General features: G+C 64.4%; 16 protein-coding genes. 6 read left to right on the top strand and 10 right to left on the bottom strand.

Features of this window, described 5'->3' with window-relative positions:
* Positions 1–178: 178 nt before the first annotated feature.
* The 7 genes from WBP07_RS19495 to groES form a co-directional block, all read right to left on the bottom strand.
* On the bottom strand, positions 179–1,735 hold the full coding sequence (locus tag WBP07_RS19495) for a phosphomannomutase (protein WP_080993618.1): 1,557 nt from the start codon (positions 1,733–1,735) through the stop codon (positions 179–181).
* Positions 1,716–3,065, bottom strand: coding sequence for a glycoside hydrolase family 130 protein (locus tag WBP07_RS19500; protein WP_048938221.1), 1,350 nt, complete (start codon positions 3,063–3,065; stop codon positions 1,716–1,718). Before WBP07_RS19500 ends, WBP07_RS19495 begins: the two co-directional genes overlap by 20 nt.
* Positions 3,056–5,362 carry a glycosyltransferase family 4 protein gene (locus WBP07_RS19505; RefSeq protein ID WP_048938220.1) on the bottom strand — a complete coding sequence of 769 codons (2,307 nt, stop codon included), beginning with the start codon at positions 5,360–5,362 and terminating at the stop codon, positions 3,056–3,058. The genes WBP07_RS19500 and WBP07_RS19505 overlap by 10 nt, the downstream gene beginning before the upstream one ends.
* Positions 5,359–6,195, bottom strand: coding sequence for a class I mannose-6-phosphate isomerase (locus tag WBP07_RS19510; protein ID WP_048938219.1), 837 nt, complete (start codon positions 6,193–6,195; stop codon positions 5,359–5,361). Before WBP07_RS19510 ends, WBP07_RS19505 begins: the two co-directional genes overlap by 4 nt.
* A gap of 34 nt (positions 6,196–6,229) precedes the next feature.
* Complete coding sequence (locus WBP07_RS19515) at positions 6,230–7,306, bottom strand: mannose-1-phosphate guanylyltransferase/mannose-6-phosphate isomerase (RefSeq protein WP_261937520.1); 1,077 nt, start codon at positions 7,304–7,306, stop codon at positions 6,230–6,232.
* 136 nt (positions 7,307–7,442) lie between these two features.
* Positions 7,443–9,062, bottom strand: a complete 1,620-nt coding sequence (gene groL / locus WBP07_RS19520) for a chaperonin GroEL (protein WP_048938217.1) — start codon at positions 9,060–9,062, stop codon at positions 7,443–7,445.
* A gap of 55 nt (positions 9,063–9,117) precedes the next feature.
* Positions 9,118–9,432 carry a co-chaperone GroES gene (groES, locus tag WBP07_RS19525; RefSeq protein WP_008829924.1) on the bottom strand — a complete coding sequence of 105 codons (315 nt, stop codon included), beginning with the start codon at positions 9,430–9,432 and terminating at the stop codon, positions 9,118–9,120.
* 271 nt (positions 9,433–9,703) lie between these two features.
* Between groES and WBP07_RS19530 the strand changes: the two genes are divergently transcribed.
* The 6 genes from WBP07_RS19530 (at position 9,704) to WBP07_RS19555 (ending at position 12,216) form a co-directional block, all read left to right on the top strand.
* Positions 9,704–9,940 carry a hypothetical protein gene (locus WBP07_RS19530; protein WP_095687418.1) on the top strand — a complete coding sequence of 79 codons (237 nt, stop codon included), beginning with the start codon at positions 9,704–9,706 and terminating at the stop codon, positions 9,938–9,940.
* Positions 9,937–10,206, top strand: a complete 270-nt coding sequence (locus WBP07_RS19535) for an usg protein (RefSeq protein WP_095687417.1) — start codon at positions 9,937–9,939, stop codon at positions 10,204–10,206. The genes WBP07_RS19530 and WBP07_RS19535 overlap by 4 nt, the downstream gene beginning before the upstream one ends.
* Positions 10,203–10,601, top strand: a complete 399-nt coding sequence (locus WBP07_RS19540) for a hypothetical protein (protein WP_095687416.1) — start codon at positions 10,203–10,205, stop codon at positions 10,599–10,601. Before WBP07_RS19535 ends, WBP07_RS19540 begins: the two co-directional genes overlap by 4 nt.
* Before the next feature lie 45 nt (positions 10,602–10,646).
* A complete protein-coding gene (locus tag WBP07_RS19545) occupies positions 10,647–10,877 on the top strand; it encodes a hypothetical protein (protein ID WP_095687415.1) in 231 nt (76 codons plus the stop codon).
* A gap of 129 nt (positions 10,878–11,006) precedes the next feature.
* Positions 11,007–11,276 carry a DUF1971 domain-containing protein gene (locus WBP07_RS19550; RefSeq protein WP_095687414.1) on the top strand — a complete coding sequence of 90 codons (270 nt, stop codon included), beginning with the start codon at positions 11,007–11,009 and terminating at the stop codon, positions 11,274–11,276.
* Entirely contained in the window at positions 11,257–12,216 is a 960-nt protein-coding gene (locus WBP07_RS19555; protein WP_261937521.1) for an NAD(P)/FAD-dependent oxidoreductase, read from the top strand. The genes WBP07_RS19550 and WBP07_RS19555 overlap by 20 nt, the downstream gene beginning before the upstream one ends.
* 22 nt (positions 12,217–12,238) lie before the next feature.
* Here the strand turns inward: WBP07_RS19555 and WBP07_RS19560 are convergent, their stop codons facing one another.
* The 3 genes from WBP07_RS19560 to WBP07_RS19570 form a co-directional block, all read right to left on the bottom strand.
* Positions 12,239–12,478 (bottom strand): hypothetical protein, encoded by a 240-nt coding sequence (locus tag WBP07_RS19560; RefSeq protein ID WP_395395838.1) that lies wholly within the window; start codon positions 12,476–12,478, stop codon positions 12,239–12,241.
* 248 nt (positions 12,479–12,726) lie between these two features.
* Positions 12,727–12,972 (bottom strand): hypothetical protein, encoded by a 246-nt coding sequence (locus tag WBP07_RS19565; RefSeq protein WP_095687412.1) that lies wholly within the window; start codon positions 12,970–12,972, stop codon positions 12,727–12,729.
* A gap of 200 nt (positions 12,973–13,172) precedes the next feature.
* Positions 13,173–13,952 carry a transglutaminase family protein gene (locus WBP07_RS19570; protein ID WP_095687411.1) on the bottom strand — a complete coding sequence of 260 codons (780 nt, stop codon included), beginning with the start codon at positions 13,950–13,952 and terminating at the stop codon, positions 13,173–13,175.
* Positions 13,953–14,007: the final 55 nt, after the last annotated feature.

A 14,007-nucleotide genomic window follows, 5' to 3' on the forward strand; every position in this document is an offset into this window, starting at 1 on the left:
TTTGAATGTTCGGTCAAGCGCGGCTCCAGACTATGCATAGGAGTTACGCCGAGAAAGTTCTGGTAGCCAGTAGCATCTTTACCCCCTCATCGCACGGTCGCTGGTTTACAGGCACACGCCCACCTCGCGTTCCATGGCCATCGCGATGGAAGGCAAACGGATGACGCCGGATTTGGTTTCAATCCGGGGTCGAGATCGGCAACAAGTCGTCGCGAAGGATGATCAGCGCGCACCGGCTCAGATCCTCTGCGGCAGCAGCTGTTGCTGCCTCGGTGTAGCAGCGCAGTTCCGGAGCATTGCCGGACGCGCGCAAATGGATCACCACGCCGCGATCGAACGTCACGCGCAGACCATCGGTGGTGTCGATCTCCACCACGTGGCCGCCAATCGTGCCGAAATAGGTTTCGATGCGCGCCCTTTGCTCCTCGGCCGATCCCTCCCGGAGCCAACCCAGAAGCGCCGCGCTTTGCGCCGGCGCCACGTTCGGGAGGCGGTCGCTATGGGTGGCGCGTTGCGGCAGGCTCGCGACCAGTTCCGCGACGCTGCTTCGCCTGGCGGCGGCAAGCACCGAAACGATCGGCAAGACAGCGTCGCGCGTGGGAAGGGCATCCAGCGGATGGTCACCGTCGAGCACCGTCGAGCCGAGCAGGACGCCGCCATTGGCCTCATAACCGCAGACAATCGCGGCCGGGTCGGCCGCGATCTCCTCCTGCATCGCGGCGATCACATAGGGTGAACCGATCCGTGTCCGCCGAACCCCGACAAAGGCGCCTGACAGTTCGGCCGCAGTGTTGCTGCTCACCGGGGTCACGATACGGTCCGCGCCAAGCGCGCGAGCGCACAAAAGGGCGGTAATATCGCCGCGAAGCCAGGTCCCTTGCGCGTCGGCGACGAGCGGCCGGTCCGAGTCCCCGTCTGTCGACACGATCGCATCGACCCTGTGCTCGCTCGCCCACGCCTGCGCCAGAAGGATGTCCTCATCGCGAATGGCTTCGGTGTCGACCGGCACAAAGGTTTCGGATCGGCCGAATGGCAGTACGACGGCGCCGAGAGCCTCGAGCACGCTCACCAGGACGTCCCGTCCCACCGCGGAATGTTGGTAGACCCCGACTGTCATGCCCTTGAGCGCGTCCGCGCCGAAGAAGCCGACATACCGATCGCGATAGGCGCTTGTGATCTCGACGGTCGGAGGCAGCGGTTCGGCGCTTAGGAGCGCGCCCGAAGCGTCGAAAAGGCTGTCGTCGGGTGAGACCCGCTGCTCGAGTATGCCGGCCTCGTCCGACTTGAGGACTTCGCCGGTCGGCCGATAGAATTTGATCCCGTTACGATCAGCAGGAATATGGCTTCCCGTCACCATGATCGAGGGCATGTTGCGGCCCAGCGCGTAATAGGCCAGCGCCGGTGTCGGCACGAGCCCGCAGTTCACCACCACGCCGCCGGCGACGCGGACCGCCGCCGCACAGGCGCGCACGATCCGCGGCGTACTGGGGCGCAGATCGCCGGCCAGCGCGACGGGCTGGCCGGGAGCGAACTCACCAATCGATCTCAGATACTGAAGGAAGGCGCGGGTATAGGTAAAACAGAGTACGTCAGTCATGGCCGAGACGGGCCCCCTCACGCCGCTCGTGCCGAAAGGAACACCGCTTTGCGTCATCAGGGTACGCACGCTTTTGAGAGCGGCACCCTCGCTTGGCCGGCTCTCCGCCGCCTCCAGTTCATTCGGCAATGCGTTCATGGCCCTGCCACTCCCGTTCATTGTCATTGAGCGACCCCATGGCGTCGGGCGCGCGTAGCGCGGCGAGCAGATCGGCTATCTCGATCCTGGCAAAGCTCACCGACGTATCGGCAACGCCATAGGGCATGAACAGCCTTCCGCCATGCGCGATCGCCCCGCAGGTATAGACGACATTGGGAACATAGCCTTCCCGGTCCTCATCGGAAGGCGAGAGGAGCGGCACCGCAGAGCGGCCGATGACCCGCGCGGGGTTATCCCGGTCCAACAGGACCGCGCCGATGGTATATTTGCGCATCGCGCCCACGCCATGGGTGAGCACGAGCCAGCCTTCATCAAGCTCGATGGGCGCGCCGCAATTGCCCATCTGAACCAGTTCCCAGGGATAATGCGGTCCCACAATCCGCTCGCCTTCCTCCCAGTGATGCAGATCGGGCGAGCGCAACAGGAACAGGCTTTCATTGTCCTGCCGGCCGATCATCAGATAATCGCCGCCGAACCGGCGGGGGAACAGGGCCATGCCCTTGTTCCGCGCCGCCGGACCCGTCAACGTCTGCAACGCGAAGGTCTCGAAATCGCGGGTGACGAAAAGCTCCGAGGCGATCGCCGCACCGCTATAGGCGGTATAGGTACCATAATAGCAGGTCGAAGCGTCGTCATCGGTGAAGCGGACGAGGCGAAGATCCTCGAGCCCGTTGCGCTGGGCGGGCGTTGCGGGAAAGAGCACGGTTTCATCGAGCCGCATCCCCTCAACATGGCGTGTGAAGCGGACTTCACCGCCGGGCCCGGTCTCGGGCCGCGCGGCAATCGCGAAATCGGGTTCCGGCGCCATCTCGATCGTGCCGCATGGCCGGATGAGTCCCTCGCGGAAGGTGATCGAGGAGATATGCCCCTCGCCCACCGCCCGCAGCGACAGAACGAAACGCAAGCCGCCCTCCGGCACGCCATTCTGGTCGGGATGTGGCACGATGCTGGGGTTCATCAGCGCCGCCGCGCCAAACGAATATTCATGGCAGAAATAGGCACCGATCAACTGGCGAACCGGGGGCGATAGACTGTCTGCCAGCCCCACCTCGCGCGCGACCTGCTCGAAGCGCTCTTCGAACACCGTGCGGATTTCGCGGTGGCGGTTCCCGAAATCGGCGAGGATGACAGCCAGTTCGCGGTCCACCGTCGCGCCCTCCATGGCCCGCACACCATTGATGATGCGATGCATGCGCTCATTCTGGACGGGATTGAGATCGCGCGGTTCAGGCGCAATCTGCAAGGGCCGGACGACCACCCGCGCCGGGTTGGGCCGCAGCCGCAAGGGAATCGACTGGATCAGCGACATGCAGCGACGCTCCCCTCTTCCTCTCCCTCTTCCTGGTTCTGCGACCCGTCGCTCCTGGCCCTTAGTCGGCGCACAGCGAGCGCTGCAAACTGCCAGGCGAGAATGGATTCGGCGCCCTGGTTGAGGTTGACCCGGTCAACCTGCAGGCCGTCGAAACAGCCGCCATCGGGCAAGGCCAGCCGCAGGCCCAGATCGTTGGCGCCCAGATACCAGGCATAGGCGGTCTCGACATGGGTGAGCCATTGGGCGTCGCCGGTCGTCTCGAACGCTAGGGCGCAGGCCTCGATCGTGGCCCAGGCTTCAAGCGGCTGCTGGTCGAACGCCTGCGGCGTTTCATGGGGGAGCCCGAAGCTCTCTGTCCCGATCGGACGGAAATGGCCTTCCTTCGCGGTTTGGCGCTCGGCCAGCCACGCAAGCGCCTCGATCGCTTCATCGACCATATCCGGGCGCGAGAGCGCACGGCCCGCGCGCAGCAGCGCTTCGGGCAGGCGCGCATTGTCATAGGCCAGCACCGGCTCGAACCAGATCCAGTCGTCCCGGCGATTGGCGCGCAGCAGTTCCAGCAGGCGGACCGAGAAAGTCTCCATCAGCAGACGGGCGGGACGATGGCCGGGATAGACCGCCAGGAAAGCGGCAAGTCCGGAAGTCGCGAAAGCCTGGGCGCGCGGGCTCTGCAGAAAGCTGCTCGCCGGAATAACCTTGTCGGCGAGCGCCGTGGCCCAGAGCTTGAGACCATGGTCATCAGTTGCCTGCGCGGTCCGACCCAGCGCCCAGAGCCCGCGGCCGAAGCTGTCCTGCGACCCTTCCGTCTCGAGCCAGTCCCGATCATAACCCATGAAGTTGCGGAAGCGGCCCGCATCCTCATCCCAGGCGAAATCGACAAAGGACGCGTAGATGTTGGCAAGGCGCGCGGCGCGGGGCGTATCCAGCCCTTCCAGGGCAAATTCGCTTGCGAGCATCAGCGCCCGTGCATTGTCGTCCAGGCAGTAGCCGTGTCGGCGGTCCGGCACCTTGGAGCGGCTATGCTGCAGCATGCCGCAACCATCCGTCATGCGATCGATCGCATCGAGCGAAGGCTCTGACGCCGGCGTGACGGACGGGCGCAAACCGACGAGCGTGGTCGCCAGGGGAGAGCCCAGCCGGGCCTGGGCGAAGAGCGACAGATAGCTGCCGCCGACCACCGGCCATGTCATGGCGCGCCCCGCCTGGTAGGCGCTGCGCCGCAATTCGTCGCGGCGCCGGCCGTCACCCAGCAGGTCGCTCACCGCCTTCGCCAGGGCGTCCGGCGAGGCGAAGGGAACCAACACGCCGCATCCGTCGGACAACAGTTCCTGTGCGTGCCAGTAGGGCGTCGATACGACCGCCTTGCCGAGCCCCACGCTGTAGGAGAGCGTGCCGCTCGTAATCTGCGCTTCGGTCAGATAGGGGGTGACATAGATGTCGCAGGCCGACAGCCAGGCCTGCAGCGTGGGCGTATCGACATATTCGTTGACGAAACGGACGTTGCGCTCGAGCCCCAGCGCGCTCACCTGCCGGGCAAGGTCCTCACGATAGGCTTCGCCCTCGCGGGCCACCAGATGCGGATGGGTCGCGCCGAGCACAACATAGATGAGATCGGGATGATCGCGCACCAGCTGCGGCAGCGCCGAGATCATCACCTCGATGCCCTTGTTGGGCGAGAGCAGGCCGAAGGTGAGCGCCACGCGCCGCCCGTCGAGACCGAAGCGGTGCTTTTCGAATGCCGGATCGAGGAATGGCATATCGGGAATGCCGTGGGGAATGACCACGATCTTGTGCGCCGGGACGCCCATGTCGCGGGCAAGGATCGTGCGCCCCATCTCGGTCATGACGATGATCCGCGAGGAGGCCTGCGCCAGCGCGTTCATCACGCGCCGCTGGTCGGCCGTGGGATCGGTCAGCACGGTGTGCAGTGTGGTCACGATCGGCGCACGCAGTCTGTCGACGAGGGCAAGGAGATGGTCGCCCGCCTCGCCCCCGAAGATACCGAACTCGTGCTGAAGGCATACGATGTCGGGGTTGAGCGCGTTGATATGCTCCGCCGCCGCAACATAGTCGGAGAGATTGTCCTGCGCGATCTCATAGCCGACTTCGCGGGGATAATCGTGATGCACGCCCGGGTCGTTGAGCGCGATCGTCGAGATGGTGAGATCCGGATCGCCAGCTTTCAGCGCGGCGTGCAGATCCGCCGTGAAGGTTGCGATACCGCAGCGGCGCGGGGGGAAATTGCCGATGAGCGCGACATGGCGCACCGGCGGCGGCGTCAGATCGATAGTCATGGCAACAGATCTCCTTCAGCAAGTGCGGACCGAGCGGAGCGGGGCTCGGCAAGAACGAGGCGGGCCTGCGTGTCGGCATGCAGCGCGACCGGTCCGTGCGTGAGCCAGCATTGGTTGGCCGCGAAGGGCCGGCCGGCTATCGTGCCCTCACCCGACAGGACGGCCAGACAGGCTCGCTCGGGAACGAGGACGACCTGGCCGCCCGGGTTGAGGGCGAACTGCGAGAGCGCGAAGGGCGCGCCTGCGCCGGGCAAGGCTTCCACCGGCTCGACCTCGGTGCGCGCTTCGAACAGGGCCTGGGCGAGGTGAAGCTCGCGCGGCCGCCCATAATCGAAAAGGCGATAGGTCACATCGCTGTGCTCCTGGACCTCGAGGACGGTGAGGCCGGGCCCGAGCGCATGGATCGTCCCGGCTTTGATGTAGAAGCTGTCCCCTGCCCGCGGATGAATTCGCCGAAGCAGCGAGGGTAGCGTTCCGTCGCGGGCCGCTTGGGCGATCGCCTGGCGCGAGGCGGGCGCCTCGAGCCCGAGATCGAGATAGGCGCCCGGGAGCGCTTCGGTGACATGCCACCATTCATGCTTGCGGCCGGCCCCTTGTGGATGGACCTGGACCGACAGCGGCTCGCTCGTCTGCAGCCATTTGATCGTCAGGCCCGCGTCCGGCGCTTCGAAGATCATTTCGCCCAGCGGCTGCGCCCCTTCTGGCGCCGGCAGGCCGTCGCGCCGGCCCCAGGGCTTGGCGACATAGCGCGGTGTCAGCATTCTCGCCAAGCCCGCAGCCTCGGGGGCGAGGTCGGCCGGCTCTTCGCGTTCCAGACAGGTTTCTGTCAGCATCGGTCGGTTCTCCCAGGGATGATGCGTTTGAGGGTCAGGATGCCGTGGCGGCCTCGCGGGTGGCGGAAGGGCTCTCCTGTCCGGCAAGGCGCCGAACGTCCTGCGAGCGCCCGCGCGGCGCGATCAGCACGGTGTCGCCGGTGGCTACGACGATGAGATCGGAAACGCCGATCGCGGCGATGCGTGGCCCGGTGCTCTTGAACAGGCAGTTTCGGCTGTCGAGCGCCTTTACCTCGCCCTCCGAGAGATTGTCGGCTTCGTCGCGGCTGCCGATGGCGTGAAGCGCGTCCCAGCTGCCCAGATCCGACCATCCCATCGCCGCCGGCACGACGGCGACGCGTGCGGCCTTTTCCAGAACCGCATAGTCAATCGAGTCCGCGGGAATGGCGGCAAAGGCGTCAGCGTCGGGATCGATGCGATGGCCTTCCCGCGTTGCCGACGCCAGCGCGGCCTCGACAGCAGTCAGCATTGCCGGGGCATGCAGGCGCATGGCCTCGAGGAAGGCATCGGCGCGCAGGAGGAATATGCCGGCGTTCCAGCAGTGACCGCCTTCAGCGATCATCCGGGCAGCGCGGTCGCTATCGGGCTTCTCGACGAAGCGATCGACCTGATGAACGCCTTGGCAGATCGCTTCGCCGCAGCGGATGTAGCCATAGCCCGTCTCGGGATGGTCCGGCGTGATGCCGAAGGTGACGAGCCATCCGGCGGTCGCCTGCGGTGCCGCGCGTTCTATGGCGGCGGCGAAGGCTGGCACATCGGCGATAACATGATCGCTGGGCATGACAAGGAGCAGCGCGTCCGGACTGGGCGCCTCGAGCGCCGCCATCGCGATAGCAGGCGCCGTATTGCGACCGACGGGCTCGAAGATGAGCCGGGCGGGCGTGCAGTCGATGGAGCGCAATTGCTCGCCGAGCAGCGCGTCGTGACCGCGATTGGCGATGAGGATCGGCGCCTGGACAAGGCCCGCGGCGCGGGCCCGCCGGACCGTCTGCTGGAGCAGGCTCTCCTCGCCGGCGAGCGCGATGAATTGCTTGGGGCTGGCCGCGGTCGAAATCGGCCAGAGGCGCGTACCGGACCCGCCGGACAGGATAACAGGAATAATCGAGCGCATATCCGAGCCACTTTGCCTGGGCAGCACGCACGAGGAGGCCGCGCGCAATCCTGTCAGAAAGCCCGGAAATCCCTCTCGCTATGCTGAATGATGATGAGGTGACAGGGCCGGCCGCGCCGGCCCTGTCGGTGGAGGATCAGTAGTCCATGGCCGGCATGGGCGCGGCCTTCTCATCCTTGGGTAGCTCGGCGACCAGCGCTTCGGTCGTGATGAGCAGGGATGCGACCGAGGCCGCATCCTGCAGCGCGGTGCGCACGACCTTGGCGGGATCGATGACCCCCGACTTCACCAGGTCCTCATACTGGCCGCTCGCGGCATTGAAGCCCCAGTTATAGTCGTCGCTTTCGAGCAGCTTGCCGACGATGAACGCGCCGTCTTCACCGGCATTGTCGCAGATCTGGCGCACCGGCGCGCGCAGGGCGCGGCGAATGATGTCGATACCGGACTGCTGGTCGTCATTGCCTGCCTTGAGGCCGTCGAGCGCCTTCAACGCGCGGAGCAGCGCGATGCCGCCGCCAGGCAGAATGCCTTCCTCGACAGCGGCGCGGGTCGCGTGCAGCGCGTCGTCGACCCGGTCCTTCTTCTCCTTGACCTCGACCTCGGTCGCGCCGCCCACGCGGATCACGGCGACGCCGCCGGCAAGCTTGGCCACGCGCTCCTGGAGCTTCTCGCGGTCATAGTCGCTGGTGGTCGTCTCGATCTGCGCCCGGATCTGCGCCACGCGGGCGTCGATCTCGTCGCGCGCGCCGGCGCCATCGACGACCGTGGTGTTGTCCTTGTCGATGATGACCTTCTTGGCGCGGCCGAGCATGCCGAGCGTGACATTCTCCAGTTTGGTGCCGAGTTCCTCGCTGACCACGCTGCCGGCGGTGAGAACCGCGATGTCCTCGAGCATGGCCTTGCGGCGATCGCCAAAGCCCGGCGCCTTGACGGCCGCGACCTTGAGGCCGCCGCGCAGCTTGTTGACGACGAGGGTGGCGAGCGCTTCGCCTTCCACGTCCTCGGCGATGATGAGCAGCGGCCGGCCCGACTGCACCACCTGCTCGAGCAGCGGAATGAGCGCCTGGAGGTTCGAAAGCTTCTTCTCGTGGATGAGGATGTAGGGATCCTCGAGCTCGACCTTCAGCTTCTCGGCGTTGGTCACGAAGTAGGGCGAGAGATAGCCGCGGTCGAACTGCATGCCCTCGACCGTCTCAAGCTCGGTCGCGAGGCTCTTGGCCTCTTCGACGGTGATGACACCCTCATTGCCGACCTTTTCCATCGCTTCTGCGAGGATGGTGCCGACTTCGGCATCGCCATTGGCCGAGATGGTCGCGACCTGGGCGATCTCACTGTTGGCCGAGACCTTCTTGGCATGCGCCTTGAGATCCTCGACGACCGTCGTCACGGCGAGGTCGATGCCGCGCTTCAGGTCCATGGGGTTCATCCCCGCCGCGACCGCCTTCGAGCCTTCGCGCACGATGGACTGGGCCAGCACGGTGGCGGTGGTCGTGCCGTCACCGGCCTTGTCGTTCTGCTTGTTGGCGACCTCGCGCAGCATCTGTGCGCCCATATTCTCGAACTTGTCCTTCAGTTCGATTTCCTTGGCGACGGTGACGCCGTCCTTGGTGATACGCGGCGCGCCGAAGCTCTTCTCGATGACCACATTGCGGCCCTTGGGACCGAGCGTCACCTTGACGGCGTTGGCCAGCGTATCGACGCCGCGCAGCATGCGATCGCGCGCGTCCGAGGCGAACTTCACTTCCTTGGCAGCCATCTGCCTAACTCCTTTCCTTTGTCCTTCCTGATGTTCGAGGGATGGGGGCGACCCGTCAGGCGGCCTGCTTGAGCTCCGCGACGGGCTCGATGATGCCGAGGATGTCGCTCTCCTTCATGATGAGCAGATCCTCGCCATCGATGCGAACCTCGCTGCCCGACCATTTGCCGAACAGCACCCGGTCGCCGGTCTTCACCGTGGTGTCGGTGAGCTTTCCGTTTTCGTCGCGAGTGCCAGGGCCGACCGCGAGGACTTCACCCTCCTGCGGTTTTTCCTTGGCGGTGTCGGGGATGATGATGCCGCCCGAGGTCTTCTCCTCGGCTTCGATGCGGCGAACAAGCACACGGTCGTGCAAAGGGCGGAAATGCATGGGCAAAGCCTCCGGTTGCAAAACAAGAATGATGATCCCTGCTGTTCATCCGAACGACAGGTTCCCGGGAACTAAGAAGCTCAATTTGCCCCTTCAAGACCTTCCTGAAAATTTTTTGGCACTCGATGGAACGCAGTGCCAATCCCGTCGATCTCAATGGCTTGGAGATGAAAAAACGTCTTGACGCGACTCCGCATCGTACCAAAATCTGGTGGGTGCGGATGAGGATGTCCGCCACGAAAGACAGGAGCGACAGGAAAGGAGGCTGACTATGTCGCAACCATTTTCCCGTTTTCTTCATCCCTTCGACGTCGCGCACCATCCGGATCTGGAGCCCGAGGTCAAACGCGCCATCCTGGCGTCGTGGGCATCGGACAGATCGGCCGTGCGCGACAAGCCAGCGCTGCGCAAGCCGCGCGGCGCCAAACGCGCCGTGCCGATCGACGAAGTGCTCGCGGCCATGCGCACGCTGGACGAGGGGGATTCCGGTCAAACCCGCTTACAATGAGTGACCGCGGTTTTCTGGCGCAGCTGCAGGGCTACGGCATGACTACGGCGGAAATACACTATTACCGCCCTGACGCGCCGTCGCTCCTGCAGCTCTTTGTCTGGCAGGAATATGATCTCGCGCCCGATTTTCCAGTGTTGTTCGACTTCCTGGACCATTGGCGGCACGAGATCACCGCCGCCCTGCATTCCGTGCGGATCGCCCATGAGCAGATGATCCGTCCAACCGAATGGAGCGCGGTCGACGGGATACTCTCGATACGATGAAACAGGCGCTGATCCATAGGCTCAAAGGCCGGGGCAAGGGTGCCCGCCTCACCTTGCCCTTCGACGATATCATGGAGTTCGCGATTGCGTTGCTGACGGTTGGTCCCGAGGATCTGAAGGCGCTGGGCTGGACCTTCGCAGATCGCAAGCGCTTCCTCGATCATTTTCTTGCGTCCGGTCGGGCCGCGCAGGGCGTCGCTCCCGAGCATCTCGGGCAAAAATCCATCGAAATCGTGGTGCCCCGCAAGGATCTCGATCGCCTGCATCGATTTGCGGTCCGCGAACTGCCCAAGGCGGCCAGCAATGCCGCCATGCTCGACCGGGTGATCCGCGCGCTTAACGAGGCTGCGCAGCGTCAGGATGCCGGTAAAGGACGAACTTCCGGTCGACCCTGATGGCGTGGCCAGCTCCATTCAGTAACCGACCAAAGGAGACATTTCATGCGTTATCAGCTGTTTCGCGACAACGACCACAGCAAGCCTGTCGCGCAAAGCGATGAATTCGACAGCGAGTACAAGGCGACCGAATGGGCACGCGCGTGGGTGAAGTCCCAGGGCGATCACGATCGCTATCGCTTCCAGCAGATCGATGGCGGCCGTCCTATGCTGTTCCTGCGCACGGTCGCCGGCCAGTGGTACGGGATGCCCCTTGCCGAGGAAGCTGCGGCATAGGCGGCTCGTCCAGGCGCTTGTCCTCTCGCATGGACAAGCGCCGTGCGTTAGGCTTCCTGTGCACCACGCTTCGTCCGGTGCGCCACAGGACCAACGGGGGCGCACCGAAACCTGCAAGCGGACAAGAGAATGCCCGAACCCTTTCGCTCCACGCCTGTGTTCGACCAGAATACGATACCGGCTAGGCTGCGCGGCAATCATCGCACCAAGGTGGGGGTCTGGGGCGTCATCCGCGTCCTGGAAGGCTCCCTGAACCTCACCTATGTGGAGCCGCACAGTCAGATCCTTCTCACCCAGGAGGTTGTCGGGGTCGTGAAACCCGACCAGCCCCACTTCGTTACACCGCTCGGCAATGTCCGCATGCAGGTCGACTTTTACCATGAACCGCCCAAACTCTGATCGTGTCCGTGCGGCGGGCGTTTCGGGAGCACAGCCGCTCGACTGTCTGGTCATCGGCGGAGGCCCGGCGGGGCTTACGGCCGCGATCTACCTGGCACGCTTTCATCTCGCGGTCACCGTCGCCGACGCAGGCGACAGCCGCGCCGCGCTCATTCCCAGGACGCGCAATCATGCCGGCTTCCCCAAGGGGATCGCGGGCGCGGAGCTGCTGTCGCGGATGCGCGAACAGGCCCTGCTCCATGGCGCCGTCTATTCGCAGGTCCGGATCGAAAAATTGGACAAGGACGGAGATGTCTTCCTGGCTCGCGGCGGGCCGCATCGCTTCGCAGCACGCTCCGTCCTGCTCGCCACGGGCGTGTCGAACCACCGGCCCGATATGGACGAGGTGACGCATGGCCAAGCGCTGTCTCGTGGGCTTTTGCGCTACTGCCCGATCTGCGATGGTTATGAGGTGACCGACCAGCGTGTCGCGGTGCTCGGTACGGGAGCGCACGGGTACAAGGAATCGATATTCCTGCGCAGTTACACGAGCGACGTTACGTTGATCGCGCCAGATGGCAGGCATGCCCTGTCGGCGGATGAGGAGACGGGCCTGCGCGCGGCCGGGATCAATCTTCTCGAGGGGCCATGCACGGCCTTCCTGCTGGGCGAGGATGGACTAGAGATCGCGCTGCCCGGAGGACATCACCGCTTTGCGACCCTTTACCCCGCGCTGGGCTCGACGATCCACTCGCAATTGGCGGTCGATCTCGGCGCCGAAGCTTCGGGTGATGGATGCTTAGTGGTGGACAGCCACCAACGGACCAGCGTGCCGGGGCTCTATGCGGCCGGCGACGTCGTGCTTGGGCTCGACCAGATCAGCCACGCTATGGGGGAAGGCGGTGTCGCGGCAACAACCATCCGGAATGATTTGGCGCAAGCCTCACCGCTTCGGCGGTAACGCTTCGCACACCGGGCGGCTCTTAGCCGTCCTTGCCCCCGGAAATTACCGTGAAAGGCGGCCCATCTGCGCCGCACTTTCGGATTGCCTCGGCAAATCCTTGCGTACAGGAGCCTTCATAGCCCGGCACGAGCCGGCCGCATTCCTCGATAAGGTCGCCAAGGCTCGCGGGACTATGGCGACCCGACAGTAAGGCATCGCGGGCGAACGCGCCCTGCAGCCGAATGAGATCGCTCTTCAGGCTTTGGACGACCGAGGCCAATGCATCGAGTTCTTCTTGAGCCATACGCCAGTATAACGCCTTAAGGATGGCCTCGAAAGCGCGTCCTGTTAGGGGCAACGCGGGGCCACAGCCAAGCTTTTCGGAAATGTGCCTTCCGGTTGCGCATGGCTATGCCGTTTGCGCTCCCCTATCCTTAGCCGGCACGATCCGATCGAACGACGAACTATGCCTGCCTATCGCCTCGACCTCTGAGCTCGACCTGCCGTCCAATTGAACTGAACCACGTTCTAGAGCCACTTGAACCCGGCGATCGCTTCCAGGTCGCCAGGGCCTAGCGAGGCAGTTGCAATCCACCCTTCAGCGCCTCTGGCGAACTCGCCGTCGCGCAGAACATAAAGAACCGATTTCGAGGGGGTGGTTCGTGGATCGAAGTTCGCCGGGACCGAGCCGATCTGTCGGCCTGACTGGAACACTCCCACGCGTTCTTCCGGCAGCTGCGTCGTCTTACTGCGCTGGAGGCCCGACCATTGCATGGAACCTCTTCCTTTTCTGCTGGGAGGGGCAGGATAGTTTCGTCCAACGAGATGCGGGTTTCAAGCCGTGATTGATCCAGAGAGGGGCAATGGTTCAAGGGTCTTGCCACCGTTGGGCAGTCTGCACGTGTCGCTTAAACGATGCATGAAGGCACTGTGCAAAGCCGGTATCGGGGCAGGGATCGCATCCCCTCGCACTGTCAGGGCACGGCTTGGACTTGGACAGACTGGCTGTTGAGCACAGCGCTGCCATAAGCGGTAAGGAAGGCAATGTCGGCCGCGTCGCGGCCGATCCCTATCTTGGCCATCGCAGCTTCGCGTGCCATGCCCGTCGCGTCGACCAGATGCCATTCGCCGCCGAGGAACACCTCAGCCACGGCGTGAAAATCCTGCGGTTCGACGCCAAGCGCGTAGACGCTCGCTATGCGCGCCGGAATGCCTGCGGCGCGCACGAGAGTGATGAGGACGTGCGCATAATCCCGGCAGATACCCTGCCGTCGAATGAAGGTATCGGCAGCCGTCGTGTCCGATGTGCTGACGCCGGGCACATAGCTGAGATGGCTATGCACCCAGTCGCGCATCGCGATCACCTTCCGGCCGCCTTCCAGCGCATCGAATTCGGCGCGGACGAAGGACTGGAACTGGTCAGAGGGACAATAGCGCGACGGCATCAAATACTGCACCGTCTCGCCCGGCAACTGGTGGGGCGGGACGGCAGGCAATGCCTGGCAATCGTTGAGGATCCGGTTGATCGAGACGGTCGCCTGGTAATCGACGCGCAATTCGCTGCCGACGCGTACCCAGATTCTTTCCCCAATCAGATCGTGCGCCGAAACGCGCGCAAAATGCTCGGTCTCGGACAGGTCAATATGGGCGTCATCGATTATCTGCTCCGGGATGGCCGCCGCTTCGAGCTGCAGGAGGACGTCGGTCGGCCGGTCGAACCGATAGTCGAGCTGGGCATGGATGGCGATCTTCATCAGGATCCTTCGTTAGCAAGGCGCAGCCCTGCACGACGCGCGGGGTGGCTCTCAC

It is taken from the genome of Novosphingobium oxfordense (assembly GCF_044029435.1).
Taxonomy (GTDB): Bacteria; Pseudomonadota; Alphaproteobacteria; order Sphingomonadales; family Sphingomonadaceae; genus Novosphingobium.

Excerpts from the sequence above, each read along its gene's own strand:
- WBP07_RS19510 (WP_048938219.1), bottom strand. The coding sequence starts at position 6,195 with ATGCTGACAGAAACCTGTCTGGAACGCGAAGAGCCGGCCGACCTCGCC.
- WBP07_RS19500 (WP_048938221.1), bottom strand. The coding sequence starts at position 3,065 with ATGTCGCTGATCCAGTCGATTCCCTTGCGGCTGCGGCCCAACCCGGCG.
- WBP07_RS19515 (WP_261937520.1), bottom strand. The coding sequence starts at position 7,306 with ATGCGCTCGATTATTCCTGTTATCCTGTCCGGCGGGTCCGGTACGCGC.
- groES (WP_008829924.1), bottom strand. The coding sequence starts at position 9,432 with ATGCATTTCCGCCCTTTGCACGACCGTGTGCTTGTTCGCCGCATCGAA.
- WBP07_RS19550 (WP_095687414.1), top strand. The coding sequence starts at position 11,007 with ATGCCCGAACCCTTTCGCTCCACGCCTGTGTTCGACCAGAATACGATA.
- WBP07_RS19555 (WP_261937521.1), top strand. The coding sequence starts at position 11,257 with ATGAACCGCCCAAACTCTGATCGTGTCCGTGCGGCGGGCGTTTCGGGA.
- WBP07_RS19570 (WP_095687411.1), bottom strand. The coding sequence starts at position 13,952 with ATGAAGATCGCCATCCATGCCCAGCTCGACTATCGGTTCGACCGGCCG.
- WBP07_RS19535 (WP_095687417.1), top strand. The coding sequence starts at position 9,937 with ATGAGTGACCGCGGTTTTCTGGCGCAGCTGCAGGGCTACGGCATGACT.
- WBP07_RS19530 (WP_095687418.1), top strand. The coding sequence starts at position 9,704 with ATGTCGCAACCATTTTCCCGTTTTCTTCATCCCTTCGACGTCGCGCAC.
- WBP07_RS19505 (WP_048938220.1), bottom strand. The coding sequence starts at position 5,362 with ATGACTATCGATCTGACGCCGCCGCCGGTGCGCCATGTCGCGCTCATC.
- WBP07_RS19565 (WP_095687412.1), bottom strand. The coding sequence starts at position 12,972 with ATGCAATGGTCGGGCCTCCAGCGCAGTAAGACGACGCAGCTGCCGGAA.
- WBP07_RS19545 (WP_095687415.1), top strand. The coding sequence starts at position 10,647 with ATGCGTTATCAGCTGTTTCGCGACAACGACCACAGCAAGCCTGTCGCG.
- WBP07_RS19495 (WP_080993618.1), bottom strand. The coding sequence starts at position 1,735 with ATGAACGCATTGCCGAATGAACTGGAGGCGGCGGAGAGCCGGCCAAGC.
- groL (WP_048938217.1), bottom strand. The coding sequence starts at position 9,062 with ATGGCTGCCAAGGAAGTGAAGTTCGCCTCGGACGCGCGCGATCGCATG.
- WBP07_RS19540 (WP_095687416.1), top strand. The coding sequence starts at position 10,203 with ATGAAACAGGCGCTGATCCATAGGCTCAAAGGCCGGGGCAAGGGTGCC.